The organism is Sulfitobacter litoralis (genome assembly GCF_900103185.1).
GTDB classification, from domain to species: Bacteria; Pseudomonadota; Alphaproteobacteria; order Rhodobacterales; family Rhodobacteraceae; genus Sulfitobacter; species Sulfitobacter litoralis.
Genome location: NZ_FNJD01000014.1, coordinates 13,187 through 34,064, shown reverse-complemented (window position 1 = coordinate 34,064; position 20,878 = coordinate 13,187). Strand labels below are relative to the sequence as shown.

Below are 20,878 nucleotides of genomic sequence, written 5' to 3'. Positions count from 1 at the left end.
ACTGAGGAGACCATGATGACCGACAAACGCCTGAACTTTAAAGAAATGTGTGCGGAGTTTGACGTCACGCCGCGCACGCTGCGCTACTACGAGTATATAGAACTGCTCCACCCCGAGCGTGAGGGACGGTCACGCAGCTATGGTGCCCGGGAAATCGCGCGCATGAAGTTGATCATGCGGGGGCGTAAGTTCGGGTATTCCCTAGAAGGTATCCGGCAGTGGTTGCTGATCTATGAAAATGAAGGCACCGAAGCTCAAATGCGGGCTTGGGTGGTCAGCGCGGACCGCCAATTGGGAGAGTTGGCAGAACAGCGCAAGCAATTGGAAGAAGCCATAGAAGAGCTGCAAAAGTCGCGCGATGATACCGAAGCCGCATTGGCCAAATGCGCGTCAAAAGGCGAGTCGGACCACTAGCGCCGCCCCGCAAAGCTCAGACCTGACGCGCTGCCATACGGCGCATCACATCGGACAGACGTGTCAGGTCAGCCGCCGCAACAATTAACTCTGTCAGCGAATCCGCGTCCAGATTAGCGGCAAATTCATAGGCCACGTCCTCGGCCAGCTTTGCAGCGTCCAAAAGCCCCTTCGACGCCGAAGAGGCTGAAATCCCCATGCTTTGCGTCAGATCAATTGCAGTCGGGATCACCGAAGGGATCGAGGTCTTATTCTGGGCCACGGGGCTGTCCACTCTCATTTAAGAAGCTGCCATACCTATGCTGCGACCAGACCGGGCGCATGTCCCGTAGCTACGCGACATGCGCAGGTGGTCTCAGGCCAGGTTGTCGAGGGATTGATCAATCAAGCCGAAAGCCAACCCCCTCACTGCAGCGCGCGTCCGGTCGGTCACGTCCAGTTTGCCGAACAAACGCCGCATGATCGTATCAACCGTATGCCTCGATACGCCCATGATCTGCGCGATTGACGTGTTGCTTTTCCCCCGTGCGATCCAGCGCAGCAGCTCTAGCTCGCGCGGGGACAGTCGGCGGTAAGACGCCCCCGGCCCCTCGACCAATGCACAAAAGCGCAAATGGGCAAGCTGGCTCGCCATTTGCAGCGCCGTCACCTCGGCCTGAGACGGGCGCGGTCTGCCCTCGTGAAAACCGATGCTCACCAATGCGTTGCGCGCCTGAGGGCCAAAGACCTGACAGACAAGCCCATCAGCGAAACCGTGCTCTCTGGCGATGCGCAGGTAGGCCTGCTGCTTGTCGGTCAGCGTGGTCATCTGCGATAGATCCTGCCAGAAAAACGGGCTGATCCGCGACGCCGCGAAGGCGGGAAACGGATCGTCAAGATACAGGCGCTCGGCAGTGTACATGCGCTGGAACACGTGCGGAATCCCGATCGCGACAGCCCCGAAATTAGAGTCCCCCAAGGATTGCACATCAATACTATGGTAGGTCACCGTGCGAAAGTCCTGCGCCTTGGCAAAACGATTCACCAGCAACCACAGCGCCGAAACACTCCGCACCTCGCTAAGGCGGTCCACAAATCTATCTGAACCCAACTTCTTGGGCATGTCCGCTCCCCCGTCGCCATTGGCGTTCCCCCCAAACAACTTAGGCGGCAACACCCCATGATCAACAAAAGTATCAGAAAAAGCCTATTAGGTCAGGTTACGTGCAATTACCCAACGCAAAGCAAACGTTTGACGTGACGTCTGGATTACGTAAGCTTGCTTCTAGGTTATATCGCTCCTCATATAGGCGCAGTTGACCGTTCTACTAATGTGATAGAATAGCGAGTACCCCATATGTCGACCACTACGATGACCATCCGCGAGATGTGTACAGCCTTTGACGTCACCCCGCGCACCCTGCGGTTCTACGAGGCAAAAGAACTGCTTTTCCCTGAACGTCAGGGCCAAAAGCGATTGTTTACCAAACGCGACCGTGCGCGGCTGAAACTGATCCTGCGCGGCAAGCGCTTTGGCTTCAGCCTCGAAGAAATCCGTCAGTTGCTGGACCTGTATCATATGGGTGACCAGCAACAGACCCAATTGGCGCGTACCTATGACATCGCGCGCGAACGTCTGGCCGACCTCGAGGCGCAACGCGACGACCTCAACAACGCCATAGACGACCTGCAAAACCAGTTAAAATGGGGGGAAAAAATGATCGCCTCCATCAACAGCGCCCGAAACGCGGCAGAATAAGCCACGGTCCGGCGCAGCCGATCACCTTATACACCGACCAATTTATACTGACCAAATGACGGCCAGATGGCCAAGGGAGAACACCACATGCCGAGCTACACCGCCCCGATCAAAGATCTGCAATTCGTACTGCACGACGTGCTGAACGTCACCGCGTCGTCGACCCCCGGCTACGACGAGCTTGAAGCGGATTTCACCTCTGCCATTCTCGAAGAAGCCGGCAAGCTGACCTCCGAAGTGCTGGCACCGCTGAACGCAGTCGGTGATCGGGAGGGCTGCCGTCTGGAGAACGGCGTCGTTTACACCCCAAAAGGTTTTAAAGAAGCATTTGAAAAGGTCAAAGAAGGCGGCTGGACCGGTCTGGATATGCCAGAGCAGTACGGCGGCCAGAATATGCCCTACGTTCTGGGCACCGCTGTCGGCGAGATGTTCTCGGCCTCTAACCAAGCGTTCACCATGTATCAGGGTCTGACCCATGGTGCAGCATCCGCAATTCTGGCGCACGGGTCCGACGCGCAAAAAGATACGTATCTGCCAAACATGGTGTCCTGCGAATGGACAGGTACCATGAACCTCACAGAGCCCCACTGCGGCACCGATCTGGGTCTGATGCGTACCAAGGCAGCCCCACAAGACGACGGCAGCTATAAAATCACCGGCCAAAAAATCTTTATCTCGTCCGGCGAACACGACATGGCCGACAACATCATCCACTTGGTGCTGGCCAAAATCGACGGCGGCCCCGAAGGCATCAAGGGCGTGTCGCTGTTCATCGTGCCTAAATTCATGGTCAACGAAGACGGCTCCCTTGGGGACCGCAACGCCGTTACCGTCGGTTCCATCGAGGAAAAGATGGGTATCCACGGCAACTCAACCTGTGTGATGAACTATGACGGTGCTGTCGGATACCTGCTGGGCGACGAACACAAAGGCATGCGCGCCATGTTCACCATGATGAACGAAGCCCGCGTCGGCGTCGGCATGCAAGGTCTGGCGCAGGCCGATGTCGCCTACCAGAACGCGTTGATCTACGCCAACGACCGCCTGCAAGGCCGTGCGGTAACCGGCACCGAACACCCCGACAAACCCGCCGATCCGCTGATCGTACACCCCGATATCCGCCGCAGCCTGATGGAGCAGAAATCCTTTGTCGAAGGTGCGCGGGCATTTATCCTTTGGGGGGCCAGCCTGATCGACGCGGCACACCGTGCGGATGACAAAGACGCAGACGGCCTCGTGTCGCTGATGACCCCCGTTATCAAAGGCTTCTTGACCGATGTCGGCTATGACATGACCGTCAAGGCGCAACAGGTTTATGGCGGCCACGGCTATATCGAGGAATGGGGCATGTCCCAGTTCACCCGCGATGCCCGTATTGCCATGATCTATGAAGGGGCCAATGGCGTACAGGCGCTGGACCTCGTGGGCCGCAAGCTGGCGCAAGATGGCGGCAAACACGTTATGGCGTTCTTTGATTTGGTCAAAAACTTCATCAAGGAAAACACCGGCCAGGACGCCGAATTCGACGCCAGCTTTATGGAGCCGCTTAAGGCTGCAAGCAAAGACCTGCAATCGGCCGGCATGTATTTCATGCAAAACGGCATGAAGAACCCGAACAACGCGCTCTCGGGGTCGAACGACTTCATGCATATGTTCGGGCATGTCTGCCTTGGCCTGATGTGGGCAAAAATGGGGCTGGCCGCAAACAAAGCGCTGAAGGACGGAACCGGTGACGCGACCTTCTACGAGACCAAGCTGGCAACGGGCCGTTTCTACATGGCCCGCCAACTGCCCGCGACGGCGCTGCACCTCAAGCGGATCGAGACCGGCGCGGATACTGTGATGGCGCTCGACGCGGCAAACTTCTAGGCTGCATCGGGGTGGGGACATGCCCCACCCCTCCGCTGACTGAAAGGATGCCCCTTGCCCAAACGTTTCCGCCTGACCCGCCGCTTTCCCGTTGCCATGACCGAAGACGGCTATCGCCGTCTCAAGAAATTTGCGGCAGAGGCCGGTTTGGACGAAGGCGAAGCGCTGTCATTTCTCTTCGAGAACTTCAACAGCGTGATTGACGAGGAAAACCTAACCGCAAGACTGCGGCTTTTTAATGCGGAACTGGACGGACGAAAGAGGTAGCACACCACCACCACCCAAGTGCCCTGCCGAACCCGACCCTTCGGGGAGAGTTTAAGGGGCAAAATGAAGCGAAACACCCTGCCCTGATCACGCGATCAGCACGACCAAAGCAGGGCTTCACTTTGCACGCGACCCGGCTCTCCAGCCTGCCGCGCGGGGGTTGAATACGACAAGATGATTAGTAACTGAATAACACAGACCCGCGCATCTTCATTTTGCCGGATAAACTCCACGGGGGTGTGGGGGTGTGAAACCCCCACGTGCTGACGGATCAACATACAGGACTTGAGGGAGGGTTCAGATGACCATCAAACTGCATTGCTTTGGCGAAAGCGGGAACGCTTATAAGGCGGCGCTTGCGTTGCAATTGTCGGGGCTGGATTGGGAGCCGGTGAAGGTCGATTTCTTTGGCGGCCAAACCCGCACACCGGATTACCGCACCACCATCAACAACATGGGCGAAGCCCCTGTGCTGATCGACGGTGACATCCGGCTGACGCAATCCGGTGTGATCCAAGACTATGTATCGGAACAATCGGGCAAATTCGGCGGCCGCACCAACGAAGAGCGCCGCGAGATCCTGCGGTGGGTATTGTGGGACAACCACAAGCTCAGCTCGAACGCCGGTATGACGCGGTTCTTGATAAACTTTCTCCCCGAGGACAAGCAGCCCAAAGAAGTCATCGGCTTTATGCAGGGGCGTCTGTCTGCCGCCTATGCCGTGTTGAACGACCACCTTGAGGGCCGCGACTGGATCGTCGGCGACGGTATCACCAACGCCGATCTCAGCTGCTGCGGCTATCTCTATTACCCCGAGCCTTTCGGATTTGTCCGCGAGGATTGGCCCCATATCGACGCGTGGCTTACGCGTCTGAGCGAAACACCGGGCTGGAAAGCCCCCTACGACCTGATGCCCGGCAGCCCCGCTGACCGCGCCTGACCCAAAGGGAGACACCACATGACCGAAGCATATATCTACGACGCCCTGCGCACCCCGCGTGGCAAGGGCCGCAAAGACGGTGCCCTGCACGAGCTCACCTCGTTGCGGCTATCCGCGCTGACTCTCAACGCCGTCAAAGAGCGTAACAACCTTGAAGGCCACGCCGTCGAGGACGTGATCTGGGGCAACGTGACCCAGGTGATGGAACAAGGCGGTTGTCTGGCGCGCTCTGCGGTGCTGGCATCCGATCTGGACGAACGCATCCCCGGCCTCGCGATCAACCGGTTCTGCGCCTCTGGCATGGAAGCCGTGAACCTGGCCGCCAACCAGATCAAGGGCGGCGCGGGCATGGCCTATATCGCCGGCGGCGTAGAGATGATGGGCCGCGTGGCCATGGGCAGCGATGGTGCTGCGATTGCCGTTGATCCGTCGCTCGCAATGGACCGTTATTTTGTGCCGCAGGGCATCTCGGCTGATATTATCGCGACGGAATACGGCTTTACCCGGGACGAGGCCGACAAACTGGCCGTGCAATCCCAACAACGTGCAAAGAAAGCATGGGACGAAGGCCGTTTTGCAAAATCCGTGATCGACATCAAAGACCAGAACGGTTTGTCGATCCTCAGCCATGACGAATACATGCGCCCGCAGACCGATATGCAATCGCTCGGCGCGCTGAACCCGGCGTTCCAGCAGATGGGCGAGGTCATGCCGGGCTTCGATAAGGTCGCGCTGATGAAATATCCGCACCTCGAAAAAATCAACCACATTCACCACGCCGGGAACTCCTCGGGTATCGTGGATGGTGCCGCGGCTGTGCTGATCGGCAACAAGGAATTTGGCGAGAAATACGGCCTCAAGCCGCGCGCGCGCATTCGGGCGACGGCCAAGATCGGCACCGACCCGACCATCATGCTCACCGGCCCCGTTCCCGTGACCGAAAAAATTCTTGCCGACAATGGAATGAACATCAACGACATCGATCTGTTCGAGGTCAACGAGGCCTTCGCGGCCGTGGTCATGCGCTTTATGCAGGCGTTCGATGTTGATGAGAGCAAGGTCAACGTTAACGGCGGATCGATCGCTATGGGTCACCCCTTGGGCGCGACCGGCGCGATGATCATCGGCACACTGCTGGACGAGCTGGAGCGGTCGGATAAAGAAGTTGGCATGGCCACTCTGTGCATTGCCTCCGGCATGGGTGCCGCAACCATCATCGAGCGCGTCTAATGGTACATGAATCCCACCCGTTTCTTGCCGTTGCTGAAATGGCCCCCAAAAAGGGCCTGAAAGATCTTAAGGTCAAAGTCGAGCGGGGCGGTACCTATGTGCGTCTGTACCAGAATGACCCGCCGCTGTTCTTTAAACACCGCAATGATCCAAGCGACAGTTTCGACCGCGAGAGTTTCAATGACTTCAAGCGGGTCTTGCTGAGCGAAGAAGATTGCGACGCAGGCCCCAAAGCGACAATCGAGTTGATCAGATCGCTGCTTGAAAAATTCGCTGATTACACGCCTCAGCGCTCGTAACACACTCCAAATCAGGGAGAGATATAAATGACCGATTTCACCATTAAGACAGACGCCGACGGCGTCGCCATCATCACCTGGGACGTACCCGGAAAATCCATGAACGTCATGTCGATCGAGGGGCTGTCGGAACTGGACAGCATCATCGACACGGTTCTGTCCGACGACGCCATCAAGGGGGCCGTGATCACGTCGGGCAAGGACGGGTCCTTTGCCGGTGGCATGGATCTGAACCTGCTGGCCAAAATGCGCGAAGACGCGGGCGATGACCCCGCACAGGGGCTGTTCGACGGCACAATGAAAATGCACGCCCTGCTGCGCAAGATCGAACGCGCAGGCATGGACGCCAAGACCAATAAGGGCGGCAAGCCGATTGCCTCTGCCCTGCCCGGCACTGCCGCGGGCATCGGGCTTGAACTGCCGCTTGCGACACACCGCATCTTTGTTGCCGACAACCCCAAGGCCCGTATCGGTCTGCCCGAGATCATGGTCGGCATCTTTCCCGGCGCGGGCGGCACAACCCGTCTGACACGCAAACTAGGCGCGATGGCGGCGTCCCCCTTCTTGCTGGAAGGCAAGATGGTTGCTCCTGCCGCCGCGAAATCTGCCGGCTTGATTGACGAAGTTGTCGCTGATCCGGTGGCTGCTGCAAAAGAATGGGTCCTGAACGCCAAGGATGCGGACATCCTGAAGCCCTGGGATGCCAAAGGCTATAAGATGCCCGGCGGCGCACCCTATCACCCTGCGGGTTTCATGACCTTTGTCGGTGCCAATGCGATGGTCAACGGCAAGACCAAAGGCGCATTCCCTGCGGCCAAGGCCTTGCTGAGCGCCGTTTACGAAGGCTCACTTGTGCCGTTTGATACCGCGCTCAAGATCGAGGCACGCTGGTTCACCAACATCCTGCTGAACCCGTCGTCCTCTGCTATGATCCGGTCGCTGTTCCTGAACAAGGAAGCGCTGGAAAAAGGTGCAGTGCGGCCCGAAGGTGTTGCCGATCAGCGCGTCAAGAAGCTAGGCGTGTTGGGTGCCGGCATGATGGGTGCGGGTATCACGCTTGTGTCCGTACAGGCCGGGATCGAGGTCGTGTTGATCGACCAGACCCAAGAAGCCGCCGACAAGGGCAAAGCCTATTCCGCGAGCTTCTTTGACAAGGGCATCGCGCGCAAGAAATCCACCGAAGAAAAGAAAACCGCCGCGCTGGACCTGATCACTGCGACCACCGATCTGGATGCGCTGAAAGGCTGCGACCTGATCATCGAAGCCGTATTCGAAGACCCTACCGTCAAGGCCGAGATGACCAAGCGCGTCGAAGCCGTGATCCCCGAAGATTGCATCTTTGCCTCCAACACCTCGACCCTGCCGATCACCGAGCTGGCCAAAGCGTCCAGCCGTGCGGATCAGTTCATCGGCATCCACTTCTTCTCGCCGGTCGAAAAAATGGCGCTGGTCGAGATCATCAAGGGCGCCGAAACAGGCGACCGTGCGGTTGCCAAATCGCTCGATTATGTGCGCCAGATCCGCAAAACGCCCATCGTGGTCAACGATGCGCGGTTCTTCTATGCCAACCGCTGCATCATCCCCTATGCCAACGAAGGCGCCCGGATGATCACCGAAGGGGCAGCACCGCAGCTGGTAGATCACGCGGCACAGCTGTTGGGCTTCCCTGTGGGGCCGGTGCAGCTGACCGATGAGACCTCGATCGATCTGGGGGCCAAGATTGCACGCGCGACCAAGGCGGCCATGGGCAATGCCTATCCTGCCAGCCAAGCGGATGATCTGATCTTCTGGATGGAAGATCTGGGTCGTCTGGGCCGCAAGGCGAACGCGGGCTTTTTTGACTATGACGAAAAGGGCAAGCGTCAGGGCTATTGGAAGGGGATGCACGACAAGTTCCCGCTGGCCGACGAACAGCCAGACCTGCGCGATGTGCAGGACCGCCTGATGTTCGTTCAAGTGCTGGAAGCCGTTCGCGCGTTGGAAGAAGGCGTGCTGGAAGACATCCGCGAAGGCGACGTGGGCGCGATCCTTGGCTGGGGTTTTGCGCCTTGGTCCGGTGGCCCGTTCAGCTGGCTCGACATCATCGGCACGCCCTATGCGGCGGAACGCTGTGACCAGCTGGAAGCGAAGTTTGGCGAGCGGTTTAAATGCCCCGACTTGCTGCGTGAAATGGCAGAGAAGAACCAGAGCTTCTATGGTCGCTTCGGCCCCGACGCCAAAGCCGCCTGAGTTTCAGGCGACACCACACAAAATAGAAACAGCCAGCAGTTCATGCTGGCCGTTTTGCGTTGCGGCGATCGATGGGGGGCCTGCTCTCAGCTGTCGAAACTATAGCTGAAACGGGTGATATCCTCGGCGCAGGCCGTGGCAATCAGGTTGCGTGTTTTTGCGGTATAATACCCCTGATAGCCCGCAGCGCGGTCAGAGGCGTTTTCGCGGGGCAATGTCAGATCGAACCCCAGATGATCGAACAATGGCTGCGCATCCTGCGAGAAATGCTCGATCCGGACGAACAGGTTGCTTTGATCTACACCTGCACCGTCGCGCAGATAAGACCCATAAGGGGACGCAGCAAGACTACCCTGCACGGTAGGTGACTGAACGAACGCGCCGAACTCCAGCGACTTGGCCAGCCCCACTGCCGGATGATCGAACCCTTGGTCGCGCAGCCAGTGGTAGTAGCTGACCATCCGGTCCCACGGGTTTCTGACCAGCGCAAAGCCGAACATCTGGCCGATCTCTTCGCGGGTCACGACGCCTTCGATATCGGCGAGCGTCGAATGTTTCCATAGCCGCCCCGCCGCCGTGACCCCCTGCAGCCGCTTGCGCCGTTTGCTGGCTTTGGGCGTATCCCCCAACAGCAAATCATCTTTCATCGCCCGCGCCTCAAGCGCCAATGCCAGCGATGTGCCCCCCGTCTTTGGAATATGCACAAAGATATAGCTGCGCCCGCGGCTGATAATCATTGCCGCCTGCCTCTGGGCACGGTCGGTCGTTTTGCGCTTTGACCCATCATTCTTCCCTCGCCTGCTTTTATCATCCTTCCCAAAACGGGGGATGCTGCGCAATAGTAACCGGAACCAAGAAACGACCGACTAGGTGCGCCATGGGCTGGATGACAAACGAAGACGGGCTGGACAAATGCGCGGCGAACTATGTGCCGCTTACACCGTTGTCGCATCTGAAGCGTGCAGCGCATGTCTTTGCCGATGTAACGGCGGTGATCTACGGCGCACACCGTGTGACCTATGCGCAGTATCACGCGCGCTGCTCGCAGCTGGCCTCTGCCCTATCGGGGGCTGGGATCGAAGCGGGTCAGGTGGTTGCTAGCTTGCTCCCCAACATTCCCGCGCAGGCCGAAGCCCATTTCGGCGTGCCCGCTTGCGGTGCCGTGCTCAACACTATTAACACGCGACTGGATGTGGCGACGGTGCGCTATATCCTGAACCACGGCGAAGCGCGGGTGCTGCTGGTTGATACGCAGTTCATCGATCTGGCCGAAGCCGCCTGTGCCGACCTGGACGGGCCTGCGCCCTTGCTCATCGAAGTGCCCGATGCCGGTTTTGCCGCGACAGGGCGTCATCCGACCTATGAAGATTTTATCGCGCAAGGCGACCCTGCCTTCGTATGGCATATGCCAAGCGACGAATGGGAAAGCCTTGCGCTGAACTATACCTCTGGCACCACGGGGCGGCCCAAAGGCGTGGTCTATCATCATCGCGGCGCCTATCTGATGACCATGGGGACAGTGGTGAGCTGGCGCATGGTGACGCGGCCTGTGTTCATGCAGATCGTGCCGCTGTTTCACTGCAATGGCTGGAACCACACGTGGATGATGCCCCTGCTTGGCGGCACGCTGGTCTGCTGCCGCGACATTACCGCAGCCGCAATCTATGACGCCATCGCAGACGAAGGCGTGACCCACTTCGGCGGTGCGCCTATTGTCCTGAACATGATGGTGAACGCCCCCGAAGCAGAACGCCGCACGTTCAACCATCAGGTAGAGGTGTTCACCGCCGGTGCACCCCCCGCCCCCGCCACCCTGTCCAAAATCGAAGCCTTGGGGTTCAACGTCACGCAGGTCTACGGGCTGACCGAAACCTATGGCCATGTGACAGAATGCCTGTGGGACCCCGCGTGGGACAACGCTCAAGGGGCCGAACGCGCTGCGATCAAAGCCCGCCAAGGCGTCGCCATGCCCATGATGGAGGATATCACCGTGATGGACAGCCAAATGTCCCAAGTCCCGCTGGATGGTGCCACCCAAGGCGAGATCATGATCCGCGGCAATTCGGTGATGAAAGGCTATTTCAAGAACCCCGCCGCAACACGTGAAGTATTTGCAGGCGGATATTTCCATTCCGGCGATCTGGCGGTGCAACACCCCAATGGCCACATGCAGATTGCGGACCGCGCCAAGGACATCATTATTTCGGGCGGGGAAAACATTTCATCTATCGAGGTAGAGGGCGTGTTGATGGGCCATCCCGATGTAAACCTTGCTGCCGTGGTCGCGCAGCCGGATGATAAATGGGGTGAAGTGCCCTGCGCGTTTATCGAGCTTAAACCCGGTGCAACAAGCGACGAAGCCAGCATGATCGCCTTTGCCCGCCAAACCCTTGCAGGGTTCAAAACGCCTAAACGGGTTATCTTTCAGGAGCTGCCAAAAACCTCGACCGGCAAGGTACAAAAATTCGAACTGCGCGCCGAGGCCGCGAAGTCATAGCTAATGCTACATCACGTTTTGAGAGATGATCGGATCGGCAACGATCATCGTCTCTGCCTGATTGACCGGCCCGAGCCGTTTTTCATACCGCCAGACGTCAATCTGTAGCGGCCCTTCGCCGGTTTCGACCTCGTAGGGGATCGTGCCCGCCTGCACCCAACCGCAGGCCTCGTAAAACCGCGCAGCCCGCGTATTGCCGACCGTACAGGCCAGCCATTTCAACCCGTGGCCCAGCTCTGCCTCTGTCGCCTCCATCATCTGCTGCGCCAGACCAGAGCCTTGAAAGGTGGCGCTGATGTAGAACTGATAGATCTCGTCGTGATCCACCATAAAAAAGCCCGCAATCTGTCCGTCAACCCAAGCCACTTTCGTATGTTTGAGATGCACGCGCATCCGCATCGTGAATTCCTCGGGGGTGCGCAGGGTCGTCAATGCTGTAGGGACAACGCTGGCATGCGCCTGATGCCATCCTTGATACCACATCTCGGCCAGTCTGGCGGCATCATCTGGATGTGCGGGTTTGATTTGCATCGGGGCGCTCCTTTAGAATTCTCCTATGCTGTCGCAAGTCCACCCATTGCTCAACCCGTGTCAGGTGGTAAACTATCCAAAACAGTTAGGCACTATACTTCAGGATATGACAGCCCTTTCCAAATACGCTCGGTTGGAAGCAACCGGACTCTGGCGTTCGGCCCCGGATGCGCAACGTCGCGAGGTCATCGTGTCGATCGGCGATGCGACGCTGGTAATCTCTGACCTTAGGGATCAGGCGTTGGCCCATTGGTCCTTGGCGGCTTTGGCACGGTCGAACCCCGGCATCCGTCCTGCTATTTACCACCCCGATGGCGACCCAAGTGAAACGCTGGAAATCCCCGACAACGAGGGAGAGATGATCGACGCCATCGAAACATTGCGTCGTGTCGTCGAACGCCACCGCCCCCGTCCCGGCCGGTTGCGCTTTGCCGGGGTGCTGACCTCTGCGCTGGTGGTGGCGGCCGTGGCGCTGTTCTGGCTGCCCGGTGCCTTACAAGATCACACCCTCAAGGTTGTCCCCAAGGTCAAACGCACCTCTATCGGGACGTCGTTATTGAAAAAGATCGAACGGGTGTCGGGTGGCGCTTGCACCAATGCGCGGGGTCGGACTGCGCTGGCAAAACTCGGAGCGCGCCTGTCGTCGGAACCGATGGTTGTGCTGCCGGCCATGACCCGTCCCAGCCTGCACCTGCCAGGCGGTCTGATTGTGCTGAACAAAACCCTGTTCGAAGATTACGAGTCCCCCGATATTGCTGGCGGCTATATTCTGGCAGAGCAAACCAAACGCACCGTCACAGATCCGCTGCAACATATGCTGGCGACGATCAGTATCCGCGAAAACTTCCGGTTACTAACGACCGGCGATGTATCCGACGCGGCCCTGACGCGGTATGCGGAGCACCTGATGGCCGAACCGTCCCCCGAACCACCGGTAGATGCCTTGCTCGCACGGTTCGAAAAGCAGCGGCTGCACAGCACTCCCTATGCGCAGGCGCGCGACATCACCGGCGAAACGGTCCTCCCCCTGATCGAGGGCGATCCGATGAACGGCAAAGAAACCGACCCGCTGCTCAGCGACGCGGACTGGCTGCGGTTACAAAACATCTGCGGCGGGTAACGCAGACATCAACACACTGATATAAAACGCAAAAGGCCAGCAGGATCGCTCCGGCTGGCCTTTTGTCTGTGTGATCGCACTTGACTGTCAGCGGATATAAGCATCGCCATAGCCAGCACCGCGCAGCTTGCCCAATGCCGCAGGGGCCGAGGACGCGCCAAAAGGTCCGGCCTGCACCGACAGATAGGTCTTGCCGCCGCGGGTGGATTTGCCGATCCGCGCGCCCATGCCCATCCGCGCGATACGTTGCGCGGCGCGTTGTGCGTTTGCGCTGTCACCATAGACGCCGATTTGCACATAGGTCTTGCCCGCAGCACGCGGGGTCGCGGGTGCAGTTGCCACCGGCTTGGGCGCAGAGCGGCTGGAATAGACCGGCTTGCGCTTAGCTGGGGCAGCATTTTTGTTGCGTACAATGCGCTTGACCAGTTGGCCGTTGCGTTTGGCAAAGGTCACGTCGCCCAAGTCACGGCGCTGCTGTTCAACCGATGTATAAGGATAAACCAGCGGCAGGCGCGCCGTAACGTCCTGACCAGTCTTCTGGTTGATCAAACGGCGCGGCACGGTGTTGGTCCAGATCAGCAGCATCTGGGACCGTCCGGCGAGGTTCTGCTCTGCCCGTTTCGGGTTCAGACGATCGTCTTCCCACACGGGACGATAGCCTTTTGGCACGGCCACATTGGCATAGGTGTTCTGGCGGTTGATCGCGACGTGCTTTGGCACAATGCGGGTATAGGCATGTGCAGGCGCGGGTTTTGCAGGGGCCGTCACACGGCGCGTCGTACTCACATGGGACGGCGCTGTTCCCGTCACAGCAACCTGCGCTGTCGAGGGCAGGATTGGCGCGGTTTGCGGACCGCAACGCACAACAACCCCTTTGGTCCGCGAACCGGAATATTGCTGGCTGATCGCCGACCGCCCTGCACACGTGCTGGGGACCTGCGCAACAGCAACCGGAGCCTGCGTTATAGGGGCTGCTGGCACATCGACAGAGCGCGGCACCGGCTGGCGCACGACTTTGGGTGCTTTCTGGCGTACAACAACCGGCTTGGCCTTGCGCTGTGGCAAGGGCCGTGCCGCAACCGTGGGCTGCTTGGCCGCGACGGGCGCGCTGTTCACGGTGATCTGTACCGGCGCGTCAGCAGCACCGGCAGGTGCACTGGCAGCTGTCTGCACATTGGTCGGTTTGAACCCGCACACCCCCTGACGCTTGCGCGAGACGCGCGGCACCCAGGTCACATTGCCATCAATACCGGCCCGAATGTACACACAGCCTTTGCTGTCGACATATTGCTTGCCTTTATACGAGGCCGACGGGAATTCCGCTGGCTGGTCGCGAAAGCTTTGCGCTTGTGCAATTCCTGCGCCAAGTGCGCTCATCAACGCCGCTACAGCCACAATACTAGTAAATTTCATCTGCGCCCCCACACAATGTAGTAAACAAACCATGCGCGATCCCGGTTTCAGAGTAAAGCACCCTGATCACCGGATCGCCCATTTGCGCCTTATTTGGTCCCGAACATCCGGTCACCGGCGTCACCAAGCCCGGGAATGATATATCCCAGCTCGTTCAGCTTCTCATCGACAGCCGCGGTCACAATCGGCACATCGGGATGAGCCTCTTTCATCCGCGCCACACCTTCGGGGGCAGCCAGCAGACACAGGAACCGGATATTGGTCGCGCCCGCCTTCTTCAGCATGTCGATCGCCGCCACAGATGAATTACCCGTCGCCAGCATCGGGTCCACGGCAATAACCAAACGGTCATCCAATCCCTCTGGCACCTTAAAGTAGTATTCAACGGGCTGCAGGGTTTCCTCGTCACGATACAGGCCAACAAAGCCCACCCGTGCCGACGGGATCAGCTCAAGCACGCCGTCCATCAACCCGTTGCCCGCGCGCAGAATCGAAATCAGCGCCAGTTTCTTGCCATCCAGCGTCGGCGCGTCCATCGGCTGCATTGGCGTGTCGATCCGCTTGGTCGTCATCGGCAGGCCGCGCGTCACCTCGTATGCCAAAAGCTGGCTGATCTCGCGCAGCAACTGGCGGAACGCCGCGGTGGACGTCGATTTATCCCGCATGATTGTCAGCTTGTGCTGCACCAGTGGATGATTAACGACGGTCAGGTGGTCAATGATATCGGACATCGGGGCGCTCTCCATATTACTTGGCTGAACTCATGCCCCGAAAAGCCGTGCCCCGCAACCACCGCGTCCGGGCAGGCTTCATTTTGCCAGTCAAACTCCGGGGGGATCGCGGCCCTGCCGCGATGGGGGCTGGCCCCCACCCGACCGATACGCCGCCGAGCAGAGATTAATCGGGCACCGCAACCCCTAGATGCCGCGCCACCAGCGTTGCAACATCGCGAAAACCGATCTGGCCCAGCGTGCCAGCACCCCGTCCTGCCACCAGAACTGGCACCCGCTCGCGCGTGTGGTCGGTGCCGACCCATGTCGGATCATTGCCATGATCTGCGGTTAGAACCAGCATATCGCCGACCCTTAGTCGCCCCAGCAGCTTGCCGATCTCGGCATCGAACCATTCAAGCGCACGAGCATAGCCCGACACATCGCGCCGGTGCCCGTAAAGACTGTCAAATTCGACGAAATTCGCAAAGGTCAGGCTGCCGTCTTCGGCGGTGTCGATCAAATCACCAAGATGTCCCATCAGCGCCGCGTCCGGCCCTTTACGCACCTCGTCAAAACCGGCCATCGAAAAGATGTCACCGATCTTGCCCACCGCATACACACGCGCACCACTTTCCTGCACCCAGTTGCTCAGCACCGGCGCAGGCGGCTTGATTGCAAAATCGCGACGGTTGGTCGTGCGGGTAAACCCGCTTTGTGCATCCCCGACAAAGGGGCGTGCGATCACACGACCGACTTTCATTTCATGCGCAATAGGAGCCATCTTTTCGCATAGGTCCAACAGCCGTTGCAGGCCAAAGCTTTCCTCGTGGGCGGCAATCTGCAGCACGCTGTCAGCCGAGGTATAGCAGATCGGAAAACCGGTCTTGATGTGTTGCGCGCCAAACTCCTCGATAATGGCGGTGCCCGGGGCGTGGCAGTTGCCCAAAATCTCGTCCGTCCCCGCAAAGGCCGCAAGCTGCGCCACCAGTTCGGGCGGAAACGACCGCGACACCTCGGGAAAGTAATGCCAGTCCCACGGCACGGGCAAACCCGCCAATTCCCAATGCCCCGACGGCGTATCCTTGCCCCGCGACACCTCCGTCGCTGCCCCCCATGTGCCGCTGGGGACGCAATCCAGACTGTCGATACGAAGCCCGCTGGCCAGTTCAATCGCGGGGCCCAGACCCAGCGACGCCAGATGCGGTACTGTCAAAGGGCCGCTACGCCCGTTTTCTGCACCACCCTCCGCACAGGCCTGCGCGATATGACCCAGAGTATTCGCGCCGGTGTCTGGCACTGCACCGTTAAAGAAAGTGTCCGCGTCCGGTGCACCGCCGATGCCGACTGAATCCATTACAATCAGAAAAGCACGCGCCATCAGCCGACCCTCTCTACAATCAAATCAGGGATAGGGACCGGCTTCGGGCCAATCGTAATCGCGCCCCGCACCGCCTGCGCTGCACGTTCGGCATCATCGGCGCGGGCGGCATGAACGACTGCCAGCGGGCCTTTGGACGACACCTTGGCCCCAAGCCGCACAACGTCGGAAATCCCGACGGCGGGGTTGATCTGGTCCGTCTCGACCGCGCGACCGCCGCCCAAGGCGACCACGGCAAGGCCCAACGCTTCGCCGTCAATCGCTGTCACATAACCGGCTTTGGCTGCGGGCACTTCGCGGATGATTGGTGCCTCGGGCAGGAACCGCGTCCAGTTTTCAACGAACTTCGCAGGGCCACCCATGGCGGCGATCATCACGCCAAACCGTTCCGCCGCGCGCCCCGACCGGATCGCTTGGGCGATCATATCCGCGCCGACCTGCACGTCGCCGGCCAGCCCGGCATTGGCCAGCAAAACACCCCCAAGGGCCGCACAGACCGATACGATCGGCACCTTGCTGTGCCCCGTCAGGACACGCATCACCTCTGCCACCTCAAGCGCATTGCCAAGGCTTGGCACCAAAGGTTGGCTCATGTCGCTAATCACCGCCGTTGTACGGCATCCACTGGCATTCGCAGTCTTGGTCAACGCTGTGGCAAGCGCCTGCGCCTGCGCCAGATCCTTCATAAAGGCACCGCTGCCGACCTTGACGTCCAATACCAAGCCGTCCAGCCCCGCCGCGAGCTTTTTCGACAGGATCGACGCGGTGATCAAATCCAGACTGTCCACGGTCGAAGAGACATCGCGCACCGCATAAAGCCGTTTGTCCGCAGGCGCGATACCGTCGGTCGCACTGACAATCGCGCAGCCAGCTCTCGCCACCACCGCGCGAAACTGCGCCTCGTCCAACGTGGTATTCACCCCCGGGATCGCTTCGAGCTTGTCGAGCGTCCCGCCGGTATGCCCCAGCCCGCGTCCCGAGATCATCGGCACAAAGGCCCCGCAAGCTGCCAAAGCCGGCGCCAGCACAAGGCTTACACAATCGCCCACGCCGCCAGTGGAATGCTTATCCAACACCGGCCCGTTCAGGTCCCAGTCAAACACCCGTCCGCTGTCGCGCATGGCCAGCGTCAGGGCGACGCGCCCCACATCGCTCAGGCCGACCTGACAGACACCCATCGCAAACGCCCCGGCCTGTGCATCACTGACCCGACCATCTGCCAAAGCCATCGCGAACCAGACCAGCTCTTCGCGGTTCAATGACCGCCGGTGTCGCAGTTTGGACAGGATCGCGCGGGCATCCATGGCCTAGCGCTCCATATGGGCGCGGCCAAAGGCGCCGGGCAGCAGCTCGGCCATCGTCATCACCTCTTCAACGCCAGAAACGGTCGCCATGGTCACGCGCGCCTCGCCCTGTCCGAACTCTGCCAGTTTCTGACGACAGCCGCCGCAGGGCGTGACGGGCATAGGGCTTCCCGCGATCACATAAGCCTCGACAAAGGCTGTTTCGCCCGCCGCAATCATCGCCGCAATCGCCCCCGCTTCGGCGCAGGTGCCCTCGGGGTAGGCCACGTTCTCTACATTGCAGCCGACGAAAATCGACCCCGACGCCGTGCGCAGCGCCGCCCCCACCTTGAAGTTGGAATAGGGCGCATAGGCATTTTCTTGCACGGCGCTGGCGTGCTGGCGCAAATCGTTGGTCATAAATCCCCCAAGGTTTCATAAAACTATAAAAACCTTTCGCCAAAGTTGCGATGCCAAAAGCGGAAAAATGCGCAGCTTCATTTTGCCAGGCAAACTCCGGGGGATCGCGGCCTGCCGCGATGGGGGCTGGCCCCCTCCCACCTGCATGATCACCCCTGCCCTGCGCGGTGCAGCGCCCCTTTCCAAAAGTCGTATTGGCGCGGCTTGAAATTTAGTTTAACGCTAAACTACTCTCTTAAAGGACCGCCAAAACATGACCGATGCGCCAAATCTGCGCCAAGCCGCGCTTGACTATCACGCCTTTCCCAAGCCCGGAAAACTCGAAGTGCGTGCGACGAAACCGCTGGCAAATGGCCGTGATCTGGCGCGGGCCTATTCCCCCGGCGTCGCCGAAGCCTGCCTTGAAATCAAGGCTGATCCCACAACGGCTGCCCTCTATACCACCCGCGCGAATCTGGTGGGCGTTGTCACCAACGGCACCGCAGTCTTGGGGCTTGGCAACATCGGCGCGCTTGCGTCCAAGCCGGTGATGGAGGGCAAAGCCGTCCTGTTCAAAAAGTTCGCCAATATCGACTGTTTCGATATCGAACTTGACCAAACCGACCCTGAAAAGCTCGCCGATCTGGTTTGCGCGCTGGAACCGACCTTTGGCGCGATCAACCTCGAAGACATCAAGGCCCCCGACTGCTTTACCGTGGAACGCATCTGCCGCGAGCGGATGAACATACCGGTTTTCCACGATGACCAGCACGGCACGGCGATTGTTGTTGGTGCCGCCGTGAAGAACGCCCTTTTTGTAGCGGGCAAGAAATTCGAGGACATCAAGATCGTGTCGACCGGCGGCGGCGCGGCGGGCATTGCTTGTCTGAACATGCTGCTGAAACTCGGTGTCAAACGCGAGAACGTCTGGCTGTGCGATATTCACGGTCTGGTCTACGAGGGCCGCGAGATCGACATGAACCCGATCAAATCGGAATACGCGCAGAAATCCGACCTGCGTGATCTGGCCGATGTGATCCATGACGCCGATCTGTTCCTCGGCCTGTCCGGCCCCGGTGTGCTGAGCCCTGAAATGGTGCAGAAAATGACGCCGCAGCCGATCATCTTTGCTTTGGCCAATCCCACGCCCGAGATCATGCCCGACCTTGCCCGCGCCGTTGCCCCTGACGCGATTATCGCGACGGGCCGGTCGGATTTTCCCAATCAGGTCAATAACGTGCTGTGCTTCCCCTTTATCTTTCGGGGGGCACTGGACGTCGGCGCAACGACCATCAACGACGAGATGAAGATCGCTTGTATCGACGGCATTGCAGCCCTCGCCCGCGCCACCACGTCGGCCGAGGCGGCAGCGGCCTATCAGGGCGAGCAGCTGACATTCGGCCCCGATTACCTGATCCCCAAACCCTTTGATCCACGCTTGATCGGTGTCGTCTCGACCGCCGTGGCGAAGGCCGCGATGGAGACAGGCGTCGCCACCCGCCCGATCGAGGATCTAGCCGCTTACCGCCACAAGCTGGACAGCTCGGTCTTCAAATCCTCCATGTTGATGCGCCCCGTTTTCGAAGCCGCCCGCATTGCGCCTCGCCGGATCGTCTTTGCCGAGGGCGAAGACGAACGCGTATTGCGCGCCGCGCAGGCGATGGTCGAGGAAACCAACGAGCGGCCCATCCTGATCGGCCGCCCGGATGTCATCGAACGCCGCATCGAAAAGGCGGGTCTCACCATCAAACTGGGCGAGACTGTGGATCTGGTGAACCCCGAAAATGACCCGCGCTACCGCGACTATTGGGAGACCTATCACAACCTGATGGCCCGCCGTGGCGTGTCGCCCGACATCGCCCGCGCGATCATGCGCACCAACACCACTGCCATCGGTGCTGTCATGGTCCACCGCGAAGAGGCCGACAGCCTGATTTGCGGTACCTTCGGGGAATTCCGCTGGCACATGAACTATATCGAACAGGTTCTGGGCCGCGACGGGCGTCGCCCGCACGGGGCCCTGTCGCTGATGATCCTTGAAGACGGGCCATTGTTCATCGCGGACACGCAGGTCCATCTGCACCCCACCCCCGAACAGATCGCCGAGATCGCCATCGGGGCTGCGCGCCATGTGCAGCGCTTTGGCATCGAACCCAAAATCGCGCTGTGTTCGCAAAGCCAGTTCGGCAATCAGGGGGAAGGATCGGGCAAACGCTTGCGTGCCGCGCTGCGATTGCTGGACGCCGGCAACCACGACTTCTGCTATGAAGGCGAGATGAACATCGACGCCGCGCTTGATCCCGAGCTGCGCAAACGACTGCTGCCCTCGAACCGGATGGAAGGAGCCGCCAACGTGTTGGTCTTTGCCCATGCAGACGCCGCATCGGGCGTGCGCAACATCCTAAAAATGAAGGGGGGCGGGCTTGAGGTCGGACCGATCTTGATGGGGATGGGCAACCGCGCCCACATCGTGTCATCCTCCATTACCGCACGCGGGCTGCTGAACGTCGGGGCTATCGCGGGCACGCCCGTCGCCGAATACGGCTAAGCCCCATGTG

At 59.7% G+C, this 20,878-nt stretch carries 20 protein-coding genes; 11 read left to right on the top strand and 9 right to left on the bottom strand.

Translation table 11 applies throughout. The features are described 5' to 3' along the window. The first annotated feature begins 15 nt into the window (after positions 1-15). The gene (locus BLQ98_RS11890) at positions 16-414 is read left to right on the top strand and encodes a MerR family transcriptional regulator (RefSeq protein WP_093733533.1); all 399 of its coding nucleotides are present in this window, start codon (positions 16-18) and stop codon (positions 412-414) included. 16 nt (positions 415-430) lie between these two features. On the opposite strand, the gene BLQ98_RS11885 is transcribed toward BLQ98_RS11890, so the two are convergent. Both BLQ98_RS11885 and BLQ98_RS11880 read right to left on the bottom strand, forming a co-directional pair. Further along, a complete protein-coding gene (locus BLQ98_RS11885) occupies positions 431-676 on the bottom strand; it encodes a hypothetical protein (protein WP_141135324.1) in 246 nt (81 codons plus the stop codon). A gap of 93 nt (positions 677-769) precedes the next feature. After that, positions 770-1,516 (bottom strand): helix-turn-helix transcriptional regulator, encoded by a 747-nt coding sequence (locus BLQ98_RS11880; RefSeq protein ID WP_093733531.1) that lies wholly within the window; start codon positions 1,514-1,516, stop codon positions 770-772. A 234-nt stretch (positions 1,517-1,750) separates the two neighbouring features. Between BLQ98_RS11880 and BLQ98_RS11875 the strand changes: the two genes are divergently transcribed. From BLQ98_RS11875 to BLQ98_RS11845, 7 genes are all read left to right on the top strand, one after another. Then, positions 1,751-2,152, top strand: a complete 402-nt coding sequence (locus BLQ98_RS11875) for a MerR family transcriptional regulator (RefSeq protein WP_093733530.1) — start codon at positions 1,751-1,753, stop codon at positions 2,150-2,152. 87 nt (positions 2,153-2,239) lie between these two features. Further along, complete coding sequence (locus tag BLQ98_RS11870) at positions 2,240-4,021, top strand: acyl-CoA dehydrogenase C-terminal domain-containing protein (protein ID WP_093733594.1); 1,782 nt, start codon at positions 2,240-2,242, stop codon at positions 4,019-4,021. Positions 4,022-4,075: 54 nt separating this feature from the next. Continuing rightward, the gene (locus tag BLQ98_RS11865; protein ID WP_005849464.1) at positions 4,076-4,288 is read left to right on the top strand and encodes a hypothetical protein; all 213 of its coding nucleotides are present in this window, start codon (positions 4,076-4,078) and stop codon (positions 4,286-4,288) included. A 301-nt stretch (positions 4,289-4,589) separates the two neighbouring features. Continuing rightward, the gene (locus BLQ98_RS11860; RefSeq protein ID WP_093733529.1) at positions 4,590-5,228 is read left to right on the top strand and encodes a glutathione S-transferase family protein; all 639 of its coding nucleotides are present in this window, start codon (positions 4,590-4,592) and stop codon (positions 5,226-5,228) included. Positions 5,229-5,246: 18 nt separating this feature from the next. Further along, complete coding sequence (locus BLQ98_RS11855; RefSeq protein WP_093733528.1) at positions 5,247-6,458, top strand: acetyl-CoA C-acetyltransferase; 1,212 nt, start codon at positions 5,247-5,249, stop codon at positions 6,456-6,458. Beyond that, on the top strand, positions 6,458-6,757 hold the full coding sequence (locus BLQ98_RS11850; RefSeq protein ID WP_093733527.1) for an acetyl-CoA acetyltransferase: 300 nt from the start codon (positions 6,458-6,460) through the stop codon (positions 6,755-6,757). Before BLQ98_RS11855 ends, BLQ98_RS11850 begins: the two co-directional genes overlap by 1 nt. Positions 6,758-6,784: 27 nt before the next feature. After that, positions 6,785-8,986 (top strand): 3-hydroxyacyl-CoA dehydrogenase NAD-binding domain-containing protein, encoded by a 2,202-nt coding sequence (locus BLQ98_RS11845; protein ID WP_093733526.1) that lies wholly within the window; start codon positions 6,785-6,787, stop codon positions 8,984-8,986. 86 nt (positions 8,987-9,072) lie between these two features. Here the strand turns inward: BLQ98_RS11845 and BLQ98_RS11840 are convergent, their stop codons facing one another. Continuing rightward, positions 9,073-9,723, bottom strand: coding sequence for a sulfotransferase family 2 domain-containing protein (locus tag BLQ98_RS11840; protein ID WP_093733525.1), 651 nt, complete (start codon positions 9,721-9,723; stop codon positions 9,073-9,075). 140 nt (positions 9,724-9,863) lie between these two features. On the opposite strand from BLQ98_RS11840, the gene BLQ98_RS11835 reads away from it, so the two are divergent. Continuing rightward, complete coding sequence (locus tag BLQ98_RS11835; protein ID WP_093733524.1) at positions 9,864-11,483, top strand: AMP-binding protein; 1,620 nt, start codon at positions 9,864-9,866, stop codon at positions 11,481-11,483. A 6-nt stretch (positions 11,484-11,489) separates the two neighbouring features. Here BLQ98_RS11835 and BLQ98_RS11830 read toward each other — a convergent pair whose 3' ends face one another. Continuing rightward, complete coding sequence (locus BLQ98_RS11830; RefSeq protein WP_093733523.1) at positions 11,490-12,014, bottom strand: GNAT family N-acetyltransferase; 525 nt, start codon at positions 12,012-12,014, stop codon at positions 11,490-11,492. Positions 12,015-12,120: 106 nt separating this feature from the next. Here BLQ98_RS11830 and BLQ98_RS11825 point away from each other — a divergent pair, with 106 nt between their 5' ends. After that, complete coding sequence (locus BLQ98_RS11825; RefSeq protein ID WP_093733522.1) at positions 12,121-13,134, top strand: hypothetical protein; 1,014 nt, start codon at positions 12,121-12,123, stop codon at positions 13,132-13,134. 87 nt (positions 13,135-13,221) lie between these two features. Here BLQ98_RS11825 and BLQ98_RS11820 read toward each other — a convergent pair whose 3' ends face one another. From BLQ98_RS11820 to BLQ98_RS11800, 5 genes are all read right to left on the bottom strand, one after another. Next, on the bottom strand, positions 13,222-14,547 hold the full coding sequence (locus BLQ98_RS11820) for an SPOR domain-containing protein (protein ID WP_237271321.1): 1,326 nt from the start codon (positions 14,545-14,547) through the stop codon (positions 13,222-13,224). Between the two features lie 89 nt (positions 14,548-14,636). Beyond that, positions 14,637-15,269: a uracil phosphoribosyltransferase gene (gene upp, locus BLQ98_RS11815; protein WP_093733593.1), complete on the bottom strand. Its 633-nt coding sequence runs from the start codon at positions 15,267-15,269 to the stop codon at positions 14,637-14,639. Between the two features lie 175 nt (positions 15,270-15,444). Next, complete coding sequence (locus BLQ98_RS11810) at positions 15,445-16,638, bottom strand: phosphopentomutase (RefSeq protein ID WP_093733520.1); 1,194 nt, start codon at positions 16,636-16,638, stop codon at positions 15,445-15,447. Further along, positions 16,638-17,942 carry a thymidine phosphorylase gene (locus BLQ98_RS11805; RefSeq protein WP_093733519.1) on the bottom strand — a complete coding sequence of 435 codons (1,305 nt, stop codon included), beginning with the start codon at positions 17,940-17,942 and terminating at the stop codon, positions 16,638-16,640. Before BLQ98_RS11805 ends, BLQ98_RS11810 begins: the two co-directional genes overlap by 1 nt. Before the next feature lie 3 nt (positions 17,943-17,945). Next, complete coding sequence (locus BLQ98_RS11800) at positions 17,946-18,341, bottom strand: cytidine deaminase (protein ID WP_093733518.1); 396 nt, start codon at positions 18,339-18,341, stop codon at positions 17,946-17,948. Between the two features lie 253 nt (positions 18,342-18,594). Here BLQ98_RS11800 and BLQ98_RS11795 point away from each other — a divergent pair, with 253 nt between their 5' ends. Then, positions 18,595-20,868, top strand: a complete 2,274-nt coding sequence (locus BLQ98_RS11795) for an NADP-dependent malic enzyme (RefSeq protein ID WP_093733517.1) — start codon at positions 18,595-18,597, stop codon at positions 20,866-20,868. The last annotated feature ends 10 nt before the right edge of the window (positions 20,869-20,878 follow it).